Origin of the sequence: Pantoea phyllosphaerae, from assembly GCF_051025595.1 — a bacterium.
GTDB lineage: Bacteria > Pseudomonadota > Gammaproteobacteria > Enterobacterales > Enterobacteriaceae > Pantoea.
The window spans coordinates 153,984-177,269 of the sequence record NZ_JBPFDE010000009.1; the positions used below are offsets into that span (position 1 = coordinate 153,984).

At 59.9% G+C, this 23,286-nt stretch carries 23 protein-coding genes; 11 read left to right on the forward strand and 12 right to left on the reverse strand.

Features of this window, described 5'->3' with window-relative positions; translation table 11 throughout:
• Positions 1–839: 839 nt before the first annotated feature.
• The 6 genes from ACR6A7_RS13820 to spy all read left to right on the forward strand — a co-directional run bounded on the left by ACR6A7_RS13820 (position 840) and on the right by spy (position 7,673).
• On the forward strand, positions 840–2,060 hold the full coding sequence (locus tag ACR6A7_RS13820) for an aspartate aminotransferase family protein (RefSeq protein WP_434125480.1): 1,221 nt from the start codon (positions 840–842) through the stop codon (positions 2,058–2,060).
• Positions 2,057–3,088 carry an arginine N-succinyltransferase gene (gene astA / locus ACR6A7_RS13825; RefSeq protein WP_434125481.1) on the forward strand — a complete coding sequence of 344 codons (1,032 nt, stop codon included), beginning with the start codon at positions 2,057–2,059 and terminating at the stop codon, positions 3,086–3,088. Before ACR6A7_RS13820 ends, astA begins: the two co-directional genes overlap by 4 nt.
• Entirely contained in the window at positions 3,085–4,554 is a 1,470-nt protein-coding gene (gene astD, locus ACR6A7_RS13830; protein ID WP_434125482.1) for a succinylglutamate-semialdehyde dehydrogenase, read from the forward strand. The genes astA and astD overlap by 4 nt, the downstream gene beginning before the upstream one ends.
• Positions 4,551–5,876, forward strand: a complete 1,326-nt coding sequence (gene astB, locus ACR6A7_RS13835; protein ID WP_434125484.1) for an N-succinylarginine dihydrolase — start codon at positions 4,551–4,553, stop codon at positions 5,874–5,876. The genes astD and astB overlap by 4 nt, the downstream gene beginning before the upstream one ends.
• Positions 5,877–5,911: 35 nt before the next feature.
• Entirely contained in the window at positions 5,912–6,910 is a 999-nt protein-coding gene (astE, locus tag ACR6A7_RS13840; protein WP_434125485.1) for a succinylglutamate desuccinylase, read from the forward strand.
• 277 nt (positions 6,911–7,187) lie between these two features.
• Positions 7,188–7,673 (forward strand): ATP-independent periplasmic protein-refolding chaperone Spy, encoded by a 486-nt coding sequence (spy, locus tag ACR6A7_RS13845; protein ID WP_434125487.1) that lies wholly within the window; start codon positions 7,188–7,190, stop codon positions 7,671–7,673.
• A gap of 75 nt (positions 7,674–7,748) precedes the next feature.
• On the opposite strand, the gene cho is transcribed toward spy, so the two are convergent.
• The 4 genes from cho to ACR6A7_RS13865 form a co-directional block, all read right to left on the reverse strand.
• Positions 7,749–8,609 carry an excinuclease Cho gene (gene cho, locus ACR6A7_RS13850; protein ID WP_033747571.1) on the reverse strand — a complete coding sequence of 287 codons (861 nt, stop codon included), beginning with the start codon at positions 8,607–8,609 and terminating at the stop codon, positions 7,749–7,751.
• Positions 8,610–8,735: 126 nt separating this feature from the next.
• Positions 8,736–9,560: an NAD(+) synthase gene (gene nadE, locus ACR6A7_RS13855; RefSeq protein WP_434125489.1), complete on the reverse strand. Its 825-nt coding sequence runs from the start codon at positions 9,558–9,560 to the stop codon at positions 8,736–8,738.
• A 126-nt stretch (positions 9,561–9,686) separates the two neighbouring features.
• Complete coding sequence (locus ACR6A7_RS13860) at positions 9,687–10,880, reverse strand: multidrug effflux MFS transporter (protein ID WP_434125491.1); 1,194 nt, start codon at positions 10,878–10,880, stop codon at positions 9,687–9,689.
• The gene (locus ACR6A7_RS13865; protein WP_434125493.1) at positions 10,877–11,455 is read right to left on the reverse strand and encodes a TetR/AcrR family transcriptional regulator; all 579 of its coding nucleotides are present in this window, start codon (positions 11,453–11,455) and stop codon (positions 10,877–10,879) included. The genes ACR6A7_RS13860 and ACR6A7_RS13865 overlap by 4 nt, the downstream gene beginning before the upstream one ends.
• A 193-nt stretch (positions 11,456–11,648) precedes the next feature.
• On the opposite strand from ACR6A7_RS13865, the gene osmE reads away from it, so the two are divergent.
• The gene (gene osmE / locus ACR6A7_RS13870; protein WP_434125494.1) at positions 11,649–11,984 is read left to right on the forward strand and encodes an osmotically-inducible lipoprotein OsmE; all 336 of its coding nucleotides are present in this window, start codon (positions 11,649–11,651) and stop codon (positions 11,982–11,984) included.
• Between the two features lie 66 nt (positions 11,985–12,050).
• Here osmE and ACR6A7_RS13875 read toward each other — a convergent pair whose 3' ends face one another.
• The 6 genes from ACR6A7_RS13875 to hxpB all read right to left on the reverse strand — a co-directional run bounded on the left by ACR6A7_RS13875 (position 12,051) and on the right by hxpB (position 17,447).
• Positions 12,051–12,434, reverse strand: coding sequence for a DUF6515 family protein (locus tag ACR6A7_RS13875; protein WP_434125495.1), 384 nt, complete (start codon positions 12,432–12,434; stop codon positions 12,051–12,053).
• A 195-nt stretch (positions 12,435–12,629) separates the two neighbouring features.
• Entirely contained in the window at positions 12,630–14,021 is a 1,392-nt protein-coding gene (locus ACR6A7_RS13880) for an L-cystine transporter (RefSeq protein ID WP_434125497.1), read from the reverse strand.
• Between the two features lie 156 nt (positions 14,022–14,177).
• On the reverse strand, positions 14,178–14,768 hold the full coding sequence (locus ACR6A7_RS13885; RefSeq protein ID WP_434125499.1) for a metal-dependent hydrolase: 591 nt from the start codon (positions 14,766–14,768) through the stop codon (positions 14,178–14,180).
• 189 nt (positions 14,769–14,957) lie between these two features.
• Positions 14,958–15,719, reverse strand: a complete 762-nt coding sequence (gene kduD / locus ACR6A7_RS13890) for a 2-dehydro-3-deoxy-D-gluconate 5-dehydrogenase KduD (protein WP_434125501.1) — start codon at positions 15,717–15,719, stop codon at positions 14,958–14,960.
• 16 nt (positions 15,720–15,735) lie between these two features.
• Positions 15,736–16,572: a 5-dehydro-4-deoxy-D-glucuronate isomerase gene (gene kduI, locus ACR6A7_RS13895; RefSeq protein WP_434125503.1), complete on the reverse strand. Its 837-nt coding sequence runs from the start codon at positions 16,570–16,572 to the stop codon at positions 15,736–15,738.
• 194 nt (positions 16,573–16,766) lie between these two features.
• Positions 16,767–17,447: a hexitol phosphatase HxpB gene (hxpB, locus tag ACR6A7_RS13900; protein ID WP_434125504.1), complete on the reverse strand. Its 681-nt coding sequence runs from the start codon at positions 17,445–17,447 to the stop codon at positions 16,767–16,769.
• A 143-nt stretch (positions 17,448–17,590) separates the two neighbouring features.
• On the opposite strand from hxpB, the gene ACR6A7_RS13905 reads away from it, so the two are divergent.
• The gene (locus ACR6A7_RS13905) at positions 17,591–18,127 is read left to right on the forward strand and encodes a YniB family protein (RefSeq protein WP_434125505.1); all 537 of its coding nucleotides are present in this window, start codon (positions 17,591–17,593) and stop codon (positions 18,125–18,127) included.
• A gap of 4 nt (positions 18,128–18,131) precedes the next feature.
• Here the strand turns inward: ACR6A7_RS13905 and ACR6A7_RS13910 are convergent, their stop codons facing one another.
• Both ACR6A7_RS13910 and ghoS read right to left on the reverse strand, forming a co-directional pair.
• Complete coding sequence (locus ACR6A7_RS13910) at positions 18,132–19,025, reverse strand: fructosamine kinase family protein (protein ID WP_434125506.1); 894 nt, start codon at positions 19,023–19,025, stop codon at positions 18,132–18,134.
• Between the two features lie 134 nt (positions 19,026–19,159).
• Positions 19,160–19,450 (reverse strand): type V toxin-antitoxin system endoribonuclease antitoxin GhoS, encoded by a 291-nt coding sequence (gene ghoS / locus ACR6A7_RS13915; protein ID WP_434125508.1) that lies wholly within the window; start codon positions 19,448–19,450, stop codon positions 19,160–19,162.
• A 353-nt stretch (positions 19,451–19,803) separates the two neighbouring features.
• Here ghoS and ACR6A7_RS13920 point away from each other — a divergent pair, with 353 nt between their 5' ends.
• From ACR6A7_RS13920 to infC, 3 genes are all read left to right on the forward strand, one after another.
• Positions 19,804–20,565 carry a DUF481 domain-containing protein gene (locus ACR6A7_RS13920; RefSeq protein ID WP_033747531.1) on the forward strand — a complete coding sequence of 254 codons (762 nt, stop codon included), beginning with the start codon at positions 19,804–19,806 and terminating at the stop codon, positions 20,563–20,565.
• Between the two features lie 238 nt (positions 20,566–20,803).
• Complete coding sequence (thrS, locus tag ACR6A7_RS13925; RefSeq protein ID WP_434125509.1) at positions 20,804–22,732, forward strand: threonine--tRNA ligase; 1,929 nt, start codon at positions 20,804–20,806, stop codon at positions 22,730–22,732.
• Positions 22,733–22,736: 4 nt separating this feature from the next.
• Complete coding sequence (infC, locus tag ACR6A7_RS13930; protein WP_434125534.1) at positions 22,737–23,279, forward strand: translation initiation factor IF-3; 543 nt, start codon at positions 22,737–22,739, stop codon at positions 23,277–23,279.
• The last annotated feature ends 7 nt before the right edge of the window (positions 23,280–23,286 follow it).

A 23,286-nucleotide genomic window follows, 5' to 3' on the forward strand; every position in this document is an offset into this window, starting at 1 on the left:
CCTAGTGCAATAAGTGTAACTGAATATTTCTATGGCTGATTTTATGTTTCTGCTGGTTATTTATTGATCGGCAATGCGAGGCGTAAATTATTGCCAGCCAGAAGGTTGGTAAAATTATTTAATTTTAACACATTGAATTTAATCATAAATATAAATTCTTATTGTGAAAGTTTCGGGCAGGGCTGCGTCTTGATATCTGGCTAGCTAATCCCAGAGGAAAAGCAAGCTTTATCGGAAAAGTGCAAATAGCAGCCAAAATTAAAGCTCTAATAATTAGCTCCTTTACAAATTAAATAGCCATCATAAATTCTTATTGCTGAATTGATAATAACGTCAGAAATAATTGTTTTAACGCATGCCGTTTATTTACTCAGGCCAGGTGAATAATCCGCCTGGCCTTTTACGCATGTAACGGTCCCCACGGACTGGCCAGGCTTAATTTTGAGGCAGGCGATCCGCCTTCACGCTTTCAGGCGATCGATCTGCCCTTAAACAGAGCACGCTGCACCTCTAAAGGGCGTTTTTTGCCTGATTTTGAACATAAAAGTCAGGAGCGATCACAAAAGCAATATTTACTCTGGTAACTGCATAAATCTGCTGCGGATTATAGGGCGCAGGCGCGACAGTCACAAAATTATTCACTATATATGCAATAAAAGTGAATATCGCATGTATTTAAGTTATTGATATTTCGTTGTCACGCCTCTTTTATGCATTTATTCGCTTTGCTGGCACGCATGCTGCACTTTACAGTAGGGCTGCATTCACCCGAATTTCACAAACTTAAAACATTCGCTTTACTCACCGGCGCGCCGGGCGGGAAGGCAGGAGAAACAGTTATGTCACTGCAGGTTTCGCGTCACGATTTCGATCAATGGATGGTGCCGGTCTATGCGCCAGCGAACTTTGTACCGGTACGCGCATCGGGCTCGACCCTCTGGGATCAGAACGGCAAAGAGTATATCGACTTTGCCGGCGGCATTGCGGTTAATGCGCTGGGCCATGCGCACCCGGCGCTGCAGCAGGCGCTGACCGAACAGGCGTCGCGCCTGTGGCATACCGGCAATGGCTATACCAACGAGCCGATCCTGCGGCTGGCGAAGCAGCTGATCGACGCCACCTTCGCTGACCGCGTCTTCTTCTGCAACTCGGGCGCCGAAGCCAACGAGGCGGCGCTGAAGCTGGCGCGTAAAACCGCACACGATCGCTTCGGCGCGCATAAAAGCGGCATCGTTGCCTTCAATAATGCTTTTCACGGCCGCACGCTGTTTACCGTTTCCGCTGGCGGTCAGCCCGCCTACTCAAAAGATTTCGCGCCGCTGCCGCCCGATATCCGCCATACCCCGTTTAACGATCTGGAAGCAGCGGCGCAGCTGATCGACGACAACACCTGCGCGGTGATCGTCGAGCCGATTCAGGGCGAAGGCGGCGTGCTGCCTGCCGATCCCGCCTTTTTACGCGGCCTGCGCGCGCTGTGCGACCAGCACCAGGCGCTGCTGATTTTTGACGAAGTGCAGAGCGGCGTAGGCCGCACCGGTTCGCTCTACGCCTATATGCACTACGGCGTGACGCCGGACGTGCTCACCACCGCCAAGGCGCTGGGCGGCGGTTTCCCTATCGGCGCGATGCTGACGCGCGAGGATCTGGCGCAGGTCATGAACGTCGGCACCCACGGCACCACCTACGGCGGCAATCCGCTGGCGGGCGCGGTGGCGGGCAAGGTGCTGGAACTGATCAACCAGCCTGCGACTCTGGCGGGCGTGACTGAACGCCATCAGTGGATCGTCGAGGCGCTGGAGGAGATTAACCAGCGGCTGCATCTGTTTAAAGAAGTGCGCGGCATGGGCCTGCTGATCGGCGCAGTGCTGAACGAGGACTATGCCGGTAAAGCGAAGCAGTTTAACCTGGCGGCGGCCGAGCAGGGCGTGATGGTACTGATCGCCGGCGCTAACGTGGTGCGCTTCGCGCCGGCGCTCAATATCAGCGAAGAGGAAGTCAAAACCGGCATGGCGCGCTTTGCCGCTGCCTGTGAACACCTGGCGCGAGGATCGACATCATGATGGTGATTCGCCCTGTTGAACATGACGACCTGGCGCAGCTGCTGACGCTGGCCGGTAAAACGGGCGGCGGACTCACCTCGCTGCCGGTCGACAGCCCGACGCTGCAGGCGCGCATCGAGCGCTCGCTGCAAACCTGGCAGGGCAGGCTGCCGCGCGCCGAACAGGGCTACGTCTTTGTGCTGGCGGACAGTGAAGAGAATCGCGCCGTGGGCATCTGCGCCATTGAGGTGGCGGTCGGACTGCAGGAGCCCTGGTATAACTTTCGCGTCGGCACCCAGGTGCACGCCTCAAAAGAGCTCAACGTCTACGCGGCGCTGCCGACCCTGTCGCTGAGCAATGACCATACCGGCAGCAGCGAACTCTGCACGCTGTTTCTCGATCCCGACTACCGCGACGGCAAAAACGGCTACCTGCTCTCTAAGTCGCGCTTTCTCTTTATGGCGAACTTTCGCCATCAGTTTATGGATCGCGTGGTGGCCGAGATGCGCGGCGTCAGCGACGACGCGGGCCATTCGCCCTTCTGGGAGAGCGTCGGCAGCCGCTTCTTCTCCATGGAGTTTCGCAAGGCCGACTTCCTCAGCGGCACCGGCCAGAAAGCCTTTATCGCCGAGCTGATGCCGAAGCATCCGCTCTATATCGACTACCTGTCGCCAGAGGCGCGGGCGGTAATCGGCCAGGTGCATGAGAAGACCGCGCCCGCGCGCGCGGTGCTGGAGGCAGAGGGGTTCCGCTACCGCAACTATATCGACATCTTCGATGGCGGTCCGACGCTGGAGTGCGAAATCGACGACATTCGCGCCATCCGCAAGAGCCATGTGCGCAGCGCCGCGCTCGGCGAACCGGACGAACATGCGCCGCTCTGTCTGGTGGCGAATATGGACTATCACCGTTTCCGCGTCGCGCTGCTGCCCGCGCGCATCGAGCAGCATGACGTGGTACTTAATGAGAATCAGCTCAGGGCGTTGCACGTTGAGCCAGGCGATAGCCTGCGCGTGGTGACGCTGGGCGGCGAGGAGAAAAAAGCATGACGCAAATGATTAACGGCGAATGGCAGCCGGGCCGCGGCGACGCGCTGCGTAAAGTCGATCCGGTGTTCGGCGAAACGCTGTGGCAGGGCGAGGCCGCCACGGCGGAGCAGATCGCGCAGGCTGCGGCGGCCGCCCGCGAGGCGTTTCCCGGCTGGGCGCGCCGACCTTTCTCCGAGCGTCAGGCGCTGGCCGAGCGTTTCGCCGCGCTGCTGGAGAGCCATAAAACCGAGCTGGCGGACACCATCGCCGCCGAAACCGGCAAGCCGCGCTGGGAGGCGCTGACCGAAGTACAGGCGATGATCAATAAGATCGCTATCTCTGTGAAAGCTTTTCATACGCGCACCGGCGAACAGCACGAGGGCGAAAGCTCGCTGCGCCATCGCCCGCACGGCGTGCTGGCGGTCTTCGGCCCCTACAACTTTCCCGGCCATCTGCCGAACGGCCATATTGTGCCGGCGCTGCTGGCGGGCAACTGCGTCCTCTTCAAGCCGAGCGAGCTGACGCCCCTGACGGCGGAGAAAACCGTGCGCCTCTGGCTGGAAGCGGGGCTGCCGCGCGGCGTGCTGGCGCTGCTGCAGGGCGCGCGCGCCACCGGACAGGCGCTGGCGGCGGAGACGCAGATCGACGGCGTGCTCTTTACTGGCAGCGCGGGAACCGGCTATCAACTGCATCGCCAGTTCGCTGGCCAGCCGGAGAAAATGCTGGCGCTGGAGATGGGCGGCAACAATGCGCTCATCGTCGAGGATCCGGCGGATATCGACGCGGCGGTGCATATCGCTATTCAGTCCGCGTTTATTACCGCGGGGCAGCGCTGCACCTGCGCGCGCCGCCTGCTGGTGAAGCGCGGCGCGGCGGGCGACGCCTTCCTGCAGCGGCTGGTGGACGTCAGCGCGCGGCTGCAGCCCGGCGCGTGGAACGCCGAGCCGCAGCCCTTTATGGGCAGCGCCATCTCCGTCGAGGCGGCGGAAAAGATCTATCAGGCGTGGCAGCAGCGCGTCGCGCTCGGCGGCACGCCGCTGCTGGAGATGCGCTGGCCGCAGCGCAGCAATGCGCTGCTCACGCCGGGCATTATCGACGTCACGCGGGTCAGCGGCCTGCCGGACGAAGAGGTGTTCGGCCCGCTGCTTAACGTTATTCGCTACGACAGCTTCGATGAGGCGATCCGCCTCGCCAACGCGACCCGCTACGGCCTCTCCTGCGGCCTTATCTCGCCGTCGCGCGCGCAGTTCGACCAGCTGCTGCTGGAGGCGCGCGCCGGGATCGTAAACTGGAACAAGCCGCTCACCGGTGCGGCCAGCAGCGCACCGTTTGGCGGCGTTGGCGCCTCCGGCAACCACCGCGCCAGCGCCTGGTACGCGGCGGACTACTGCGCCTGGCCGATGGCGTCGCTGGAGACGCCCGATCTGACGCTGCCCGCCGCGCTCTCGCCGGGGCTCGATTTTTCTGCGCGCGAGGAGCAGGCATGAAAACCACAGAAGCGAACTTCGACGGGCTGGTCGGCCTGACGCACCACTATGCCGGGCTGTCGTTCGGCAACGAGGCCTCGACGCGCCACCAGCATCAGCCGTCTAACCCGCGCCTCGCGGCGAAGCAGGGCCTGCTGAAGATGAAGGCGCTGGCGGATAAAGGCTTTGTGCAGGGGGTGATCCCGCCGCATGAGCGGCCCAATCTGCCGCTGCTGCGTCAGCTCGGCTTCCGCGGCAGCGACGAACAGGTGCTGGCGCAGGCGGCGAAGGCGTCGCCCGGGCTGCTGTCGGCGGTCAGTTCCGCCTCGGCGATGTGGGTCGCCAACGCGGCGACGGTGTCGCCTTCGGCCGACAGCGCCGACGGGCGCGTCCATTTCACCGTCGCCAACCTGAACAACAAGTTCCATCGCGCCATGGAGGCGCCGCAGACCGCCCGGCTGCTGCGCGCTATCTTTCGCGATCCGCAGCATTTCAACGTGCACGACGCGCTGCCGCAGGTGGCGCTGTTTGGCGACGAAGGGGCCGCGAACCATAACCGCCTCGGCGCCGAGTATGGCGAACGCAGCCTGCAGCTCTTTGTTTACGGGCGCGACGACAACGGCGGCATCGCCCCGGGCCGCTATCCCGCGCGGCAGACGCTGCAGGCGAGCCAGGCAGTGGCCAGGCTGCATCAGCTTGACGAGCGCCACACGATTTTTGCCCAGCAGAACCCGGAAGTGATCGACCAGGGGGTGTTTCATAACGACGTTATCGCGGTCAGCAACCGCGAAGCGCTCTTCCTCCATCAGCGGGCGTTCGTCAATCAGCCTGCGCTGCTGGCGACGTTGCAGCAGCGCGTGCCTGGCTTTACCGCCATTGAGGTGCCTGAAAGCCGCGTCTCGGTGGCGGACGCGGTCAGCACTTATCTCTTCAACAGCCAGCTGCTGAGCCGCGACGATGGCGCGATGCTGCTGGTGCTGCCCGAAGAGTCGCGCCAGCATCCCGGCGTCTGGGGCTACCTGAGCGAGCTGGTGGAGCAGGGCGGCCCGGTGCGCGAGCTGGCGAGCTTCGACCTGCGCGAAAGCATGCAAAACGGCGGCGGTCCTGCCTGTCTGCGGCTGCGCGTGGTGCTGACGCCTCAGGAGCGGCAGGCGCTGAATCCGGCGGTAATCATGAACGATCGCCTGTTCGCCACGCTTAATGAGTGGGTGGATCGCCACTACCGCGATCGCCTGACGCAGGCGGATCTGGCTGACCCTCAGCTGTTAACAGAGGGCCGCGAGGCGCTGGACGAGCTGACGCGGCTGCTGGACCTGGGCAACGTTTACGCGTTTCAGCAGTAGCGGGAACGGCGCTGACATCGCAGAAAGGAGCTTTCATGCACGATTTTCTTCAGCAGACGCTGTCAGGCGAGGCGCCGCATCAGCTGTGCGGTGAGACGCCCTGGCTGCGCTGGCGCTGGATCGATCACGGTATTCTCCAGCTCGACCCGCTCGACGAGCCGCAGCAGGCGCTGGTGCTGTCGGCCGGCATTCACGGCAATGAGACCGCGCCGGTAGAGATAATGAATGCGCTTATCAGCGCGCTGCTGCGCGGCGAGATGGTGTTGCGTCATCGCGTGCTGGCGATCCTCGGCAATCCGGCGGCGCTGCGCGCCGGGAAGCGCTACCTGCGCCATGACGTGAACCGCCTGTTCGGCGGCCGCTGGCAGCAGATCGACGACTGCGACGAGGCGCGGCGCGCGCTGCGTCTGGAGCAGGCGACGGAGGCCTTCTGGCTGGAGGGCGGCAAGGCGGCGCAGCCGCGCTGGCATCTCGATCTGCACACCGCCATTCGCGGCTCCTGGCATACCCGCTTCGGCGTGCTGCCGCTCAATCCGCATCCCTGGCCGGCTCCCTTTATCAGCTGGCTGACGGCGGCGGGGCTGGAGGCGCTGGTCTTCCACACCGCGCCAGGCGGCACCTTTACGCATTTCAGCTGCGCCAGCTTCGGCGCCGCCAGCTGCACGCTGGAGCTGGGCAAGGCCCTGCCGTTCGGCGCCAACGATCTGACGCAGTTCGCCGCCGCGCAGCAGGCGCTGGCGGCGCTGCTGAGCGGCGGGCCGCTGCCGGAGGCGCGCGAGCAGCCGCGTCGCTACCGGGTGGCGCAGCAGATCACCCGCCTCAGCGAGCAGTTCCGGCTGCATATGGATGCGGAGACGCGCAACTTTACCGCCTTCCCGCAGGGCATGCTGCTGGCTGAGGATGGCGCCACGCGCTACGTCGTGCAGCAGGCGCGCGAATATGTGCTGTTTCCCAATCCTGCCGTCGCGCTGGGGCTGCGCGCCGGTCTGATGCTGGTGGAGGAGGAGGCGCCAGCAGCGGCGCTGCCAGACTGACATCCTGTCCGGCGGCGAAGCGGCGAATTTTCCTTCCGCTTTGCTGCCGGAACCCTTACACTCCTCCATAATTCCTGCCAAATCCGCTTTAAATTCATATTCTTTTGCAATTCCTCACCGGATCCTTCTTATTCTCTTCATGATTGCCCGATTTTTGTCTTTTATGCTTTCACGGCTTTACTCACTCTCTGAGAGATTGACATTCAGCAGCGTAATCTTGTTCTCGAAGACGCGACAGGCTGCTGTCGTCATTAACTGAATGATAAGGACAACTATTATGCGTAAACTGACTTCTCTGATTCTCGCTTCTACCCTGGCATTCGGTGCGGCAAGCGCGGTCCATGCAGCGGCCGACAACCTGACGCCACCTCCGGCCGGTAGCGAAAAAGCGATGCATAAGCCGCCGATGCACCACGGCATGATGATGTTCAAAGGCCTGAACCTGACCGATGCGCAGAAGACCCAGATTCGCGACATCATGAAAGAGAGCCACAAAGAGTTTAAACGTCCGTCGCTGGAAGAGCGCCGCGCCGGTCACGCGATTATCGCCTCTGACACCTTCGACCGCGCGAAAGCGGAAGCGCAGGCGGAGAAAATGACCGCCGATGCGAAAGCGCGCGCGGTGGCGATGATGGAGACGCAGAACAAGCTCTATAACGTGCTGACGCCGGAGCAGAAGAAGCAGTACAACGCTAACTTTGAAAAGCGTCTGACCGAGAAAGGCCCGCACGACGAGAAAATGGCGCCGCCAGCCGCTGAATAACCGGCTGAGGTAAGGCAGTAAGACCGCCGACGTTGTCCAGACAGGCAGAAAGTCTGGGCAGCGTCGGCGGTTTTTTTATAGCGGTTCGATGGGGTAGTGGCCGGAAAGCAGCGGTCGACACAAAATTTTATAGCCGTCATGGTCGAAGCCGCTCGGCGCGCGCTTCAGCCGACGCGCCTCTTCCATATCGCTGACCGAACCCAGATAGAACCAGTGGTCGATCACGTGGATCTGCGTCATCAGTTTCCCTTCCTCGATCAGCGCGACCGGGCCCTGCCATGGCCAGCAGATCACCCGCACGCTCTCCAGCGCTTCCAGCAGCCGCGCCTGATGATCGTCCAGCGTTTCGCGGCCGCAGCAGGCACCGGCGCAGCGGCGCAGCGCCGCGCGAAAACAGGCGCGGTTGGCGCTCAGCTTTTCCAGCCCCAGCAGCCCGTGGCAGAGCTGATGCTCGTCGGCGAGATACTTCAGCGTCTCCAGCGCTTTGTGACGACTGCGGTAAAGCCCAAAAAGGTTGGGGGAGTGGGAAAAATCGACGTCGCGCGCGTAGACCACTTCAGGCTTGCCTTCGGCGATCTGAATCGAGCAGAGCTGGCGATTTTTGCGCAGGCGCTTATTGAACAGCGGCTGCTGCGTCTTGATCATCTGCGCCTCCAGCAGCAGCGCGCCGAGATCGCCCGCGGTGGGGATCCAGCTGACGCGGCGCGCCTGGCGCAACATGCGCGCCTCTTCCGGCGTGCGGAAGTGCGACATCACGCGCGAGCGCAGATTGATGCTTTTCCCGATATAGAGCGGCAGCGTCTCGCTGTCGCCGTGAAAGGTATAGACGCCGGGCTGATTGGGCAAACCTTCCAGCCATTCGCGCAGGTGTTCGGGATATTCGTAGATGGCAGCCGCGTCGAACTCGAGGCGGTGCGTGGCGGCACGTCGAACCAAGACAGACTCCTGTAACTGTGTATTCATACAGCATATCAGGCTGCTCAGGCTTTCGCCAGCGGGTTAATCAGTGAACATCGAGGCGGGATAAGATTTCCCCTGCCGGGCAGCAGGGGAAAGAGGGCGTTATTTCCAGAAGTCGTCGAACACCGTAATCGGCGGACGGCGCTTGTGCTCGGTCTTCAGATACCAGTTTTCGATGATCTTCGCCGTTTCCGGCGCGACGCTTTTGCCTTCCAGGTAGTCGTCAATCATCTCATAGGTGACGCCGAGCGCCACTTCATCCTCCAGGCCGGGACGATCGTCTTCCAGATCGGCCGTCGGGCGCTTCAGGTAGAGGTGTTCCGGACAGCCCAGGGTTTTCAGCAGCAGCTTGCCCTGGCGCTTATTGAGGCGAAACAGCGGGTTGATGTCGGTGCCGCCGTCGCCATATTTGGTGAAGAAGCCGGTCACCGCTTCCGCCGCATGGTCGGTGCCCACCACCAGGCCTTTGGTCATGCCGGCGATGCTGTACTGCGCCTTCATGCGCTCGCGCGCTTTTTCATTGCCGCGCACAAAATCGGAGAGCTCGACGCCCGCCTCGCGCAGCGCGCGTTCGCTGGCCAGCACCGACTCTTTGATATTCACCACCAGCGAGCGATCGGGCTGGATAAACGCCAGCGCGTCCTGACAGTCCTGTTCGTCCGCCTGCACGCCGTAGGGCAGGCGTACGGCGATAAAGGCGTAGGCGCTGTCGCCGCTCTCTTCACGCAGTTCACCGATCGCCAGCTGCGACAGTTTGCCCGCCAGCGTCGAGTCCTGGCCACCGCTGATGCCGAGCACCAGGGTCTTCAGAAATGGATTGCGCTTCAGGTAGCTTTTGAGGAAATCGACGCTGCGGCGAATTTCCTGCTGCGGGTCGATATCCGGGCTAACGCCGAGTGCGGTAATGATTTCCTGCTGCAGTGACATGAATCTCTCCTCAAGTCAGAGGCCTGTTGGCCCGTGCGAACCTTTTATTAAAGCTAACGCGCATCGGCGAAAACAACAAGCCAAAGCGCCAGTTGTTTCCGGTTAACTGTTGCGATATCAGGCAGTTTATTCGCGCGGCGCCGGTTTCTGCGCCAGGAAAATAAACATCAGGATCGCCAGCATAAAGCAGCCGAAGATGGTGCCGGTCATGCTGACGAGCGAGGTGCCGCCCAGCCCGGTAATGGGCACCGAAATTGCGCCGAAGGAGAACATGCAGACGCCGATGACCGCTGACGCGCTGCCGGCGCGATGCCCCTGGCTCTGCATCGCCAGCGACGAGGCGGTGGTGGCGATCACGCCGTTGCTCGCGATGGTGAAAAAGAGCGCCACCAGCACCAGCGGCAGCGGCGCGGCGGTGAGCCCCGCCAGCAGCAGCAGGCTGGAGGCCGCAAAGGCGAGCGTCAGGCCGCCCTTCAGCACGCGGTATTCGCCCCAGAGCGGGCAGAGGCGCGCGCTGGTCTGCGAGGCGATCACCAGCCCGATGCCGTTCGCGGCGAAGCAGAAGCTGAACGCCTGCGGCGACAGGCCATAAATCTGCTGCAGCACGAAGGGCGACGCGCCGATATAGGCGAACATGCCCGACATCATAAAGGCCTGCGTCAGACAGAAGCCCATAAAGGGACGATGAACCATCACCTGGCCCAGCGCCGCCCAGGCGGAGAAGACCGAGCCCTGGCTGCGGCGCTCGGGCGGCAGGGTTTCGTGCAGCTTCCAGCGCGCCAGCAGGATCAGCAGCAGCGCCGTTGCGCCCAGCACCACGAAGATGCCACGCCAGTTAAGCAGCGTCATCAGCACGCCGCCCAGCACCGGTGCGCCGATGGGCGCCAGGCCGTTCACCAGCATCAGCAGCGCGAAGAAGCGCGTCAGTTCGTGGCCGCTGTACATATCGCGCGCCACCGCGCGCGACAATACCGCGCCGCCCGCGCCCGCCAGGCCTTCGAACAGGCGCGCCAGCAGCAGCTGGTGGATGTCCTGCGCCAGCGCGCAGCCGATGGAGGCGATAAACAGCAGCGCCAGCGAGAGCGTCAGCGGACGCAGGCGCCCGAACTTATCGCTCATTGGCCCGAACAGCAGCTGCCCGGCACCAAGGCCGAGCAGGCCAGCGGTCAGGCTGAGCTGCGCCGTGGCGGTTGAGGTTTGCAGATCGCGCGCCAGCTCAGGCAGCGCAGGCAGGTAGAGATCGATGCAGAGCGGGCCAAGCGCCGCCAGCAGGCCCAGCGTGATGGCATAGACCAGTCGGTTATTGCGTGCAGGTGTCATTTGTCCTCTGAGGGGTTGACCAGGTTGTGGATCATCTGGTTGTAGAGCGTATGAAGCAGATCCGCTGACGCTTTTTGCGTCGTCAGGCGGCGAAAAGCGGTGCCTTCTATCAGTACCGCCAGCACTTCGACGCAGGCGGCGCGCTGCGGCTCGGTAAGGTGCGGATAGTCGGCGCGCATTTTTTCACAGGCGTTATGAAACAGGCGCGTCTCGGCGGCCTGCAGGATGTCGCTGATACGCGGATTGCGGCTCGCTTCGGCGGCAACCTCCAGCATCAGCATCTCATCCTCGTCGTTCAGGGTTTCCCGGTGGGCGATCATATCGGCGATATGGCTGGCGTCACTCTGCGCGCTCATCGCCGCCACGCGGCCGTCGACGATGCGTTTCACCATCTCCTCAATCAGCGCATCTTTGCTGGGAAAGTAGCGATAGATCTGCCCGACGCTGAGGCTGGCGGCGCTGGCAAGCTGCGCCATGCTGGCGCCGTGGAAACCCGACCGACGAAAACAGCGCCGCGCCGCCGCGATGATCTCATCCTGGCGCGTGCGATGCCGCGCTTCACGCTGTGGGTTCATCCTGCCTCCGAAAAAATAGTTTTGAGAGTGCTTATTCTCGCGCCGGATTATACGGGGCGATCGCGTCAAGAACAGCCTTTTTACGCTAACCTGACAGTTCAGACTGAACGTAAAAATGCGCCATAAAGTTGATTAATCTGCATTTCTGTTCCAGGCTTAAGCTTACATGGACAATACAATGAGGAACAACTTGATGAATAAAGCAATGGGATGTATCGCTGCGGCGCTGACGCTGGTCGCACTGTCTGGTTGTACGGCTTACGATCGTGCTGAGAGCTACGTGAGCAAGCCCGTCGTTAAGGATGTGAAAAAAGGCATGACGCGCGATCAGGTGCGCCAGATTGCGGGCCCGGCTTCGACTGAAATCACCATGGTTCACGCGCGCGGCACCTGCCAGACCTATGTGCTGGGCGAGCGTGACGGCAAACCGCAGACCTACTTCGTGAGCTACAACGACACCGGTCGCGTCATGAATTACGGTTTCCAGAGCTGCAAAGACTACGACACCGATCCGCAGGCTGCTCAGTAAGCGGCGAACCGAACGAACAGAAAGTAAACGGCCCGTCAGTGACGGGCCGTTTTTCGTTGTGGCGGATTAAAGTCCTGCGGGGCGCGGTACCTCGATATATTCACCGTTGATATCGCGCTGGTAGTAGTGGCCCGCCTGCACGTAAAAACGACGACCGTTAAAGTCGAGCACGCGCAGCGCGCCGTCCGGCTCAGCTGGCGGCTGCACCACCACGTAATTTTCGCCCTGGCGCTGATAGTAAGCGCCGTTGAGCATATAGTAGGTCAGGCCGCCTATGAGCACCGCGGTCGCCGCTTCAGGCAAAAAGCGCAGCGGGCCTGGACCACCCCAGCCGCGGCCGTGGCCGCCCCAGTGCGGACCCGGGCCAGGGCCCCAGCCGCCGGGATGAGCAGAGACAAGCGCTGGCGATAACAGCGTTAACGCCAGCAGCGAGGCGATAACTTTTTTCATGGGTTTTCTCCTGCGATAACTGCCTGAAGCATTCTCTTTTTCCGCCGTGAAAACAAGCGCAGGGGCGCGACTTTTTCCTCTCTTTACCACGCTTAACGCTTTCTTTACGGCGTCGCCATAAAGGGGGCGGATTGTGAAGCGCGTGCATAAAAAAACCGGGCGCGAAGGCCCGGCTTATTGTCATGCAGCGTGCGCTTAGCGGTGCGCCAGCTCTGCGTGCTCGTCACTCTCCAGCACGGCTTTATCGGTCATACCGAGCCAGCGGCTGGTGAGAGAGCCTGCGGTCATCGAGCCGTTGACGTTGAGCGCGGTACGGCCCATATCGATCAGCGGTTCAATGGAGATCAGCAGGGCGACCAGCGTCACCGGCAGACCCATCGCGGGCAGCACAATCAGCGCGGCGAAGGTCGCGCCGCCGCCGACGCCGGCCACGCCTGCCGAGCTCAGCGTAACGATGCCCACCAGCGTAGCGATCCAGACCGGATCGAACGGGTTGATGCCGACGGTCGGCGCCACCATCACGGCCAGCATGGTCGGGTAGAGGCCTGCGCAGCCGTTCTGACCAATTGTCGCGCCGAAAGAGGCGGAGAAGCTGGCGATCGATTCCGGTACGCCCAGGCGACGCGTCTGCGTTTCCACGTTAAGCGGAATGCTTGCGGCGCTGGAGCGGCTGGTAAAGGCGAAGGTGATCACCGGCCAGACCTTGCGGAAAAAGCGCAACGGGTTAATACCGTTGACTGACAGCAGCAGCGCGTGCACGCCGAACATAATCGCCAGACCCAGGTATGAGGCGACGACAAAGCCGCCCAGCTTGATAATATCCTGCAGGTTGGAACCGGCGACCACTTTGGTCATCAGCGCCAGCACGCCGTAGGGGGTCAGCTTCATGATCAGACGCACCAGCTTCATCACCCAGGACTGCAGGGTATCGATCGCCACCAGCACGCGCTGGCCTTTGACTTCGTCATCCTTCAGCAGCTGCAGCGCGGCCACGCCGAGGAAGGCGGCGAAGATCACCACGCTGATGATCGAGGTCGGGCTGGCGCCGGTCAGATCGGCGAACGGATTTTTCGGCACGAAAGAGAGTAGCAGCTGCGGAACGGTGAGGTCCGCCACTTTGCCTGCATAATTGCTTTGAATCGCGGCAAGACGCGCGCTCTCCTGCGCCCCCTGAACCAGCCCCTCGGCGCTGAGGTGGAACAGGCCGGTCACCAGCACGCCGACCAGCGCGGAGATCGCGGTGGTGAACAGCAGCACGCCGATGGTAAGCAGGCTGATTTTACCCAGTGACGAGGCGTTATGCAGGCGGGCGACAGCGCTGAGAATCGAGGCGAACACCAGCGGCATCACGATCATCTGCAGCAGCTGCACGTAGCCGTTGCCCACGATATTGAACCAGCTAATAGAGGTTTTCAGCACCTCGCTCTGCGCGCCGTAAAGGGTTTGCAGCGCCAGGCCGAACAGCACGCCGATCACCAGACCGACCAGCACCTTTTTCGACAGGCTCCAGCTGTTACGGCCGAGGCGCGACAGCAGCAGCAGCAGCGCGACGAAGGCGGCAAGATTAAGAATCAGAGGTAGATCCATGTTGGCTCCCGAAAAAACACGCCCGGCGACAGCTATTGCGCCGGAACGCCAGATATTATGACGCACGAATTAAGTGGCGGTATGTTACCAGCTCACCTCGGTGTCGACTTATATCCAAATGGAATGCCTTATAACCAGACAGCGTTTTCTGCTGCTTTAATGCGCTTTCTGGGTGGAAATTAAGCGTGAGACGCCATTTTGTAGCGTATCAAAGAGCTGCGAGGTCCAGCCCTGCGCACCAAAAGAGGGCGCGCCTGCGGGAAACCACAGCGAACAGCCGACCAGTATCAGGCAGAGCGTGCGCTCCAGCTGGTTGCCTTTCTGGCTTCTCAGGATGGGCAGACGAAATCGCCAGCGGCATGGCCACAGCAGAGGCACGCCAGCGGGCGTCAGCATATCCGCAACGATATGGCTGAGATAGCCCAGGGTCATGCCCTGCAACACATCAGCAGGCAGTAGCCAGTCTGCCGGCACGTTAATCTGAAACAGCCACAGACTGGCCGCGACGGCCAGCAGGCTATGGGTAAAGCCCCGGTGACCAAAAGCACGCGCGATAGGATAGGAGAGCCACTTTAACCGTTGACCAAGCAAAGATTTAGGATGGTCAATATCGGGCAGCAAACAGGTAAGCAGCGTGGCAGGAACAAGATGCCACCAGTCAGCCTGCGCCAGCACGGGCGTCAGCTCGGCGCGCTTAGCGAAAATAGCGGTGGCAATAGCGAAAATTACGTGGCCTTCGCCCGTCATGATAAAACCTGGCTGCAAACTGTCGATGCATCCAGTATAGGGATTTATCCAGTAAATGAGAAGTTGTGACGCTGTAACGAAGCGTGAATTTTTTTTAGCGAAACGGCGGCATTGCGCCGCCGTTTCGTCGGGTTTACCAGCAGGCCGGGAACGCAAGCTTTTCAGCTGCGTCTTGTCACCTGCGAGACGCTAGCGCGCCAGCCAGCCGCCGTCGACCGCCAGCGTGTAGCCGTTGACATAGTCAGAGGCTGAAGAGGCAAGGAACACCACCGGGCCCATCATATCTTCCGGTACGCCCCAGCGCGCGGCGGGGATACGTCCGAGGATCTCGGCGCTGCGGCCTTCGTCATTGCGCAGCTGTTCGGTATTGTTGGTCGCCATATAGCCCGGCGCGATGGCGTTGACGTTAATGCCGTGTTTCGCCCACTCGTTCGCCATCAGCCGCGTCAGGCCCATCACCGCGCTTTTCGACGCCGTGTAGGAGGGGACGCGAATGCCGCCCTGGAAAGAGAGCATTGAGGCAATATTAATGATTTTGCCGCCCTGGCCCTGCGCGATAAACTGGCGCGCTACCTGCTGCGACAGGAAGAAGACGCTCTTACTGTTAATGTTCATGACGTCATCCCAGTCCTGTTCGCTGAAGTTCAGCGCGTCTTCACGGCGGATAATACCGGCGTTGTTGACCAGAATGTCGATTTTGCCAGCGGCGGCCACCGCTTTTTCTACCACGCCCGGCACCTGCTCGGTGCGGATAAGGTCCGCCTGCAGCGACCAGAAGCGACGGCCCAGCGCTTCGACGCGCTGCTGCGTTTCGGCGGGATCGTCACGGTTGACACCGACAATATCGCAGCCAGCCTGGGCCAGCCCCAGCGCCATGCCCTGGCCGAGCCCGGTGTTGCAGCCGGTGACCAGCGCGATTTTACCTTCCAGATTAAATGCGTTGAGTATCATGAGAGCGCCTCCTTTTTTAGCGCAGATCGCGGATGTTGACATGATCCATGTCGTCGAATACCTGATTCTCGCCGACCATGCCCCAGATAAAGGTGTAGCGTTCGGTGCCGACGCCGGCATGAATCGACCAGCTGGGCGAGATAACCGCCTGTTCGTTATGCACCAGCAGATGACGCGTCTCCTGCGGCTGGCCCATCATATGAAACACCGCGCTTTCCGGATTCATATCGAAATAGAAGTAGACCTCCATCCGGCGTTCGTGGGTGTGACATGGCATGGTATTCCACAGGTTGCCTTCGTCCAGGCGGGTCAGGCCCATGGTAAGCTGGCAGGTCGGCAGCACGTCCGGCACCAGATATTTATTGATGGTGCGGCGGTTTGAGGTCGCCGCATCGCCCAGCGTGGTGCGAACCGCGTCCTCTTTGCCCACTTTTTTATCGGGAAAGCGACTGTGCGCGGGCGCGCTGTTGAAATAGAACTTCGCCAGGCGCGAGGCATCATTGCTGCGGAAGCTCAGCGTCTGCGCGCCTTTACCGATGTAGAGCGCCTCTTCCGTCCCGATCTCCCAGACCTTGCCGTCTACCTCGATGGTGCCCGGCCCGCCGATATTAATCACGCCCAGCTCGCGGCGCTCCAGGAAGTAGCTGACGCCTAACTGCTTGCCCATCTCGTTGCCGAAGGTCACGCCATCGGCGACCGGCATCACGCCGCCGATAATAATGCGGTCGATATGGCTGTAGGTGAGCGTATAGCGGTCCGCTTCAAAGATTTTTTCAATCAGGAATTCGCGGCGCAGCGCGGCGGTGTCGAGCTGACGGGCATGCTCGCTATGAATGCTTTGACGAACGTCCATTCTGGTCCCCTCTGGCGAAACAGATACACAGGCCCCGCAGGGCGTCTGAGGGCATCTTAGGAGGAGTGGGAGATCAATTCAATAAAAATGAAACGCTGTTTTATTTATTTGAGAGGAGGATCATGCCGTAAAGAAAAACCCGCCGGCGGCGGGCGGGTTCGAACAGGCGGCGCGTTCGCCTCGTCGCACAGGGTTTAGCGAGCGGCATCGCCCAGCAGATGCGCTGCGGTAAGCTGGGTCAGATTGTCCAGCTTTACGTTAGCCAGCGACCAGCGCGCATCGTCGCGCAGCGCGGCGGGCGGCACCACAACAGAACGCATACGCGCCGCTTTGGTGGCGATCATGCCGTTAACCGAATCCTCCAGCGTCACGCAGTTGAGCGGATCGACGCCCAGCCGCGCGGCGGCGTCAAGATAGACCTGCGGATGCGGCTTGCTGTAGGGCAGCGCCTCGGCGGAGACCAGCACGTCGAACTGGTCGCGCAGATCGAACAGGGCGAGCACCCGCTCCAGCATCATCAGCGGCGAGGCGGAGACCAGCCCGGTTTTCAGCCCGCGCTGCCGACAGAGCTGCAGCGCCTGCTTCACCCCCGGAAGCAGCGGGCGCTGCTCCTCGATCAGCGCCAGCGCGCGGGCAATAATGCGTGCCGTAACCGTCTGCTGATCCGGGCCTGACCAGGGCAGGGTTTCATACCACATGCGCACCACCTGATCGATGCGCAGGCCCAGCGTGTCGGGCAGTTCGTTGCGGCGTGACAGGTCGACGTTGAGCGTGGCAAAAACATCCAGTTCGGCCCGATCCCACAGCGGTTCGGAATCGATAATCAGACCATCCATATCAAACAGGGCGGCATAAACGGGGCGGGTGTAACGCATCGGCTGGCTCCTTGTAGAATTTGCGCTACCTTATCATGGGCCAGCGCGCGCGGCGAAAGTGACGCAGGCGGCGCTTTTTACGGGAAATAAAAACCACAGGCAGGTAGACTGGCTGCAAACGGGATTCAGGTACAGGAGATACCATGACTTATCAACAGGCTGGCCGCATTGCCATCCTCAAGCGAGTGGCTGGCTGGGCGATTTTTTTGCTCGCGCTGCTGTCGACCGCGATTTCAGTGCTGGGCTTTATGTTCAGGCACAGTGAAAAACAACCGGGCATCGACGCCGTGATGCTCGATTTTGTCCATGTCATCGTCGATATGATCCGTTTCAACACGCCGTTCCTCGGTTTCTTCTGGCGTAACTCGCCGGTGCCGGAGTTTAACGGTCAGATGAATATCGGCTTCTGGATTATCTATATTTTGATTTTCGTCGGCCTGGCGCTGGAAGCGTCCGGTTCGCGCATGGCGCGTCAGGCGCGCCATATCAAAGAGGGTATTGAGGATCAGCTCATTCTTGAGCAGGCGCGCGGCAGCGATGCCCGCACGCGCCAGCAGCTGGAAGAGAAAATTCGCGTGCCGCACCACACGATTTTCCTGCAAATCTTTCCGCTTTATATCCTGCCGGTAGCGATCGCCGTCGCCGGTTACTTCGCGCTGTCGCTGCTCGGCTTTCTGTAAGGCGTCAGGCCAGTCTGGCCTGACGCTGCGCTAGCGCATCCTCTTCCAGCAGGCGCGCGACGGCGAAGCGCGCCTCGCTTAACCAGCTGCCGCCGAAAACGTTAGCGCGGTTAAGCAGGTAGTAGAGCTGGTAGACCGGCTGCCGCTGCGAGAAGCCGTCCGGCAGCGGCCAGACCGACTGATAGCCCTCATAGATCTGTCGCGGCAAATCGGGAAACCAGCCGAGCATCGCCAGGTCACATTCGCGGTCGCCCCAGTAGCAGGCGGGATCGAACAGCCAGGGACCGCTGGCGCTGCCGGCGCAGTTGGCCGGCCAGAGGTCACCATGCAGCAGGGAAGGCTGCGGCTGGTGGGTGGCCAGCGCGCGCTGCACGCAGTTGACGATCTCTTCCGTATTGCCATAGGCGATGCCTTTCTCTTCCGCCAGCTGCAGCTGCCAGCCGATGCGCTGCTCCGCAAAGAAAACCGACCAGCGGCGCAGCCAGCTATTGGGCTGCGGCGTAGTCGTGATGTTGTTGTCGAAGTCGAGGCCGAACTGCGCCTGTTCACTCCACTGATGCAGGCGCGCCAGCTGCTGGCCGAGTTGAAAGGCGTTCTCCGCGTCCAGCGGCTGCGGCGCAATATACTCCAGCAGTAAAAAGCTCTGATCGCGATGGTGGCCGACGCCGTAGACCGCCGGCACGCGCACGCTTTGGGTGCGCGCCAGCAGCGCCAGCTGATCGGCCTCCCAGGTGAAAAGGGTGAGCATTTCGCGGCTGTTGCACTTCATAAAGACGTCATGCTCGCCATAGCGAAAGCGCCAGGCGGGATGAACGTCGCCGCCGGGCAGCTCGTGGCGATCGGTAATGTCGGCCTGGCCAAACTGTTCGCTTAACAGACGACTAATAGCGTTCCACATGGGCGATCCTCTTTTAACCTGTCAGGCTGCGGTGTCAGTCAGAGTGGTCTGCAACATAAAAACGATTATATCGCCTCAATATCGCTGAAAACCCGCGCTTGCGCACAGCTTACCGGAACGGATGGCGAGCGCGGCTACTGCGCCGCGTCACCTAAGAACGCCTCCAGCGTGGTGACGGCGACGTCGGGTGTCTGATGCAGTACGCTTTCGCCCACGGCAGTGGCCTGACGCTGCAGATCCTCCTGTGACAGGGCGCTGACCAGACCAAAGCTATTGGTGCCCAGCTCGTGCGGGTGGCCCTGATCATCGTTAAGCGTTGTGCTAAAGCCGGTGGCGATCATCGCGCTGTTGAGCGCCTGAATATCACCGAGGCCCGATTCCTGATAGTGAAATGTGACAATGTAACGCTTGAGATCGTCGCTCATGTTTCACCTCTGTGCGGCATGACTGTGCTCAGCGTAGACCATGGTTAAAAAATGCGCGAATAATGAACAGGATAAAGCGGTTATTTAGAGCAGGCACAAAAGTAAAGCAGGGTAAAGGCGCTGACGGGTGGCGCAGAAAAATTTTGTCATCGCGCCACTGCTTTTCAGCCAGACGCCCTCTATAATGCGCGCCGTTAATGAGAAAAATCCCAACAAACAAGCGGGATAGCCTGTGTGAAGCCTGTTTCAGCCAGGTTAATATTTATTTACAATACTTACCGTAAATTGCGTTGATTGGCCGGTAAAACTCTTCACACTCACTCTTTTTTAAACTGTTGTACGGGTCACAATAAATGAAAGTGCTTCACAAGCTCTCAGCCGTTCTTTTGCTTTCCGCCGGCGCATTTTGCCACCAGGCATTGGCGGACAACACCGTTTTTACTGCGATGGACGATCCTTCAACGGCGAAAAAACCGTTCGACGGCAGCGCCTCCGCAGGCTACCTGGCGCAGACCGGTAACACCACCAGCTCCTCGCTGACTGCGCAAACCAACATGACGTGGTATCAGAGCTCTATGGCTTACAGCCTGTGGGGTAACGCGGCGAACACCTCGTCCAACGACGAGCGCTCTTCTGAAACCTACAGCATCGGCGGCCGTTCGCGCTACAACCTCAACAGCTTCGACTACCTGTTTGGTCAGGCGAGCTGGCTGAGCGATCGCTTTAACGGCTACGACTCACGCGATGTGCTGACCGCCGGTTACGGTCGTCAGATCCTGAGCGGGCCGATTCATTCGCTGCGCGCGGAATTTGGTCCGGGCGTGCGCTATGACGATTTCCACGACGGCGGCAGCGAAACCAAAGCACTGGGCTACGGCGCGCTGAGCTATCAGTGGCAGCTGACCGACAACACCAAATTCATTCAGGGCGTCTCTGTGCTGAGCAGCTTTGGCGAAGACACCACCGTCAACTCGGAAACGGGTCTACAGGTGGGCATCAACGATCACTTTGCGCTGAAGCTGGCGTATAACGTGACCTGGAACAACAACCCGCCCGAGTCCGCTCCCGATCGCACCGACACCAAAACCAGCATCATGCTGACCTACGCGATGTAATTCACACCGTAATCGCTTCCTGACCGCAGCCCGTCTGCGGTTTTTTTTCGTCGGCTCCTCAACTTAGCGGCAAGAGGGCGGGTTTTGCTCACCGCTCAAAGCTGTTATCATCAGCGCCGCACTACTATTCCCGGCGTCATTCCGACAATGTGGGTCTGACATCGCGCCGGGCAATCAACTCTACTCAATGTTGTATGTAAGCTTTCGTGTGGCTTACCACTGCAATTAAGGATATGAAATGCCTGTAATTACTCTTCCTGATGGCAGCCAGCGCAGCTATGACCGCGCGGTAAGCGTGATGGATATTGCGCTGGACATCGGTCCTGGCCTGGCGAAAGCCTGCATTGCCGGACGCGTGAATGGGCAGCTGGTGGATGCGGTCGATCCCATCACCGAAGATGCCTCCGTCGCCATCATCACGGCTAAAGATGAAGCGGGGCTGGAAATTATTCGCCACTCCTGTGCGCATCTGCTGGGGCACGCGATTAAGCAGCTGTGGCCCAATACGAAAATGGCGATCGGTCCGGTTATCGACAACGGCTTCTACTATGACGTCGATCTCGATCATACCCTGACGCAGGAAGATATCGACGCGCTGGAAAAACGCATGCACCAGCTGGCCGAAACCAACTACGACGTAGTGAAAAAAGTCGTTAGCTGGCAGCAGGCGCGCGAGGTGTTCGCCGAGCGCGGCGAGAGCTACAAAATCACGATTCTGGATGAGAACATCAGCCACGACGATCGTCCTGGCCTCTATCATCACGAAGAGTATGTCGACATGTGCCGCGGTCCGCACGTGCCGAATATGCGTTTCTGCCACCACTTCAAGCTGCAGAAAATCGCAGGCGCCTACTGGCGCGGCGACAGCAACAATAAAATGCTGCAGCGTATCTACGGCACCGCCTGGGCGGATAAGAAGCAGCTCAACGCCTATCTGCAGCGTCTGGAAGAGGCGGCGAAGCGCGACCACCGCAAGATCGGCAAGCAGCTTGACCTCTACCATATGCAGGAAGAGGCGCCGGGCATGGTTTTCTGGCATAATGACGGCTGGACCATCTTCCGCGAGCTGGAAGTGTTCGTGCGCAGCAAGCTGAAAGAGTACCAGTACCAGGAAGTGAAAGGTCCCTTTATGATGGACCGCGTGCTGTGGGAAAAAACCGGGCACTGGGAAAACTACAAAGAGGCGATGTTCACTACCTCTTCAGAAAACCGCGAATACTGCATTAAGCCGATGAACTGCCCGGGCCACGTGCAGATCTTCAATCAGGGGCTGAAATCCTACCGCGATCTGCCGCTGCGCATGGCGGAGTTCGGCAGCTGTCACCGCAACGAGCCGTCAGGCGCGCTGCATGGCCTGATGCGCGTTCGTGGCTTTACGCAGGATGACGCTCACGTCTTCTGTACCGAAGATCAGGTGCGCGACGAAGTGAACAGCTGTATTCGCATGGTCTATGACATGTACAGCACCTTCGGCTTTGAAAAGATCGTGGTGAAGCTCTCCACGCGTCCCGAGAAGCGCATCGGCACCGATGAAATGTGGGACCGCGCGGAAGAAGATTTGGCCGCCGCGCTGAATGAAAACGAAATTCCATTTGAATTTCAGCCCGGAGAAGGTGCATTCTACGGCCCGAAAATTGAATTCACATTATATGACTGTCTCGATCGCGCCTGGCAGTGCGGCACAGTTCAGCTAGACTTTTCCCTGCCAAAACGTCTGGACGCCACCTATGTGGGCGAAAATAACGACCGTCAGACCCCGGTAATGATTCATCGCGCGATTCTTGGCTCGATGGAGCGCTTTATCGGCATCCTGACCGAAGAGTTCGCTGGGTTCTTCCCGACGTGGCTGGCGCCAATGCAGGCGGTGGTGATGAATATCACCGATGCGCAGGCGGAATATGTCGACATGTTGACACGCAAATTGCAGAATGCTGGCATTCGTGTGAAAGCAGACTTGAGAAACGAGAAGATAGGCTTTAAAATCCGCGAGCACACATTACGTCGCGTCCCTTACATGCTGGTTTGCGGTGACAAAGAGGTGGAAGCAGGCAAAGTCGCCGTTCGCACCCGCCGTGGTAAAGACCTCGGGACGATGGACATCGATGTGTTTGTTGAGAAGCTGCAACAAGAGATTCGCAGCCGCAATCTTCACCAATTAGAGGAATAAGGTTATTAAAGGCGGAAAACGAGTACAACCGACGCGTCCGAATCGAATCAACGGTGAAATCCGTGCCACTGAAGTACGCTTAACTGGCGTGGATGGCGAACAGATTGGTATTGTCAGCCTTCGCGAAGCTATTGAAAAAGCTGAAGAAGCGGGCGTTGATTTAGTAGAGATCAGCCCCAACGCCGAACCGCCGGTGTGCCGTATTATGGATTACGGCAAGTTCCTTTATGAAAAAAGCAAATCTTCTAAGGAACAGAAGAAGAAGCAAAAAGTTATCCAGGTTAAGGAAATTAAATTCCGTCCTGGTACCGATGAAGGCGACTATCAGGTAAAACTCCGCAGCCTGATTCGTTTTCTGGAAGAAGGCGATAAAGCCAAAATCACGCTGCGTTTCCGCGGTCGTGAGATGGCGCACCAACAGATCGGCATTGAAGTGCTTAACCGCGTCAAAGACGATCTGACAGAACTGGCAGTGGTCGAATCCTTCCCATCGAAGATCGAAGGCCGCCAGATGATTATGGTGCTCGCTCCCAAGAAGAAACAGTAGGCTTTCA